The 229-nt window shown below is 64.6% G+C and carries 1 protein-coding gene; it reads right to left on the reverse strand.

Annotated elements, in window-relative coordinates:
• On the reverse strand, positions 1 to 229 hold a 229-nt coding region (locus IF17_RS0135995; RefSeq protein WP_167344553.1), incomplete at both ends, for a glutamine amidotransferase-related protein.

Here is a 229-nt window from a genome sequence, read left to right on the forward strand (position 1 = left end):
CTTGCCCGTGGTGCGGTCCTGCACCGGCTGGTTGATCCCACGGTGCCCGTACTTCAGCTTGTACGTACCGAACCCCAGCGCCCGGCCGAGGATCTGGTTACCGAAACAGATACCGAACAACGGCGTGGAGCGCTCCAGGACACCCTGCATCAGCGCCACCGGGTGATCAGCCGTCGACGGGTCACCGGGACCGTTGGAGAAGAACACACCATCCGGCTGGACCGCGTAC

Origin of the sequence: Streptomyces cyaneofuscatus (assembly GCF_000718135.1) — a bacterium.
Taxonomy (GTDB): Bacteria; Actinomycetota; Actinomycetes; order Streptomycetales; family Streptomycetaceae; genus Streptomyces; species Streptomyces cyaneofuscatus.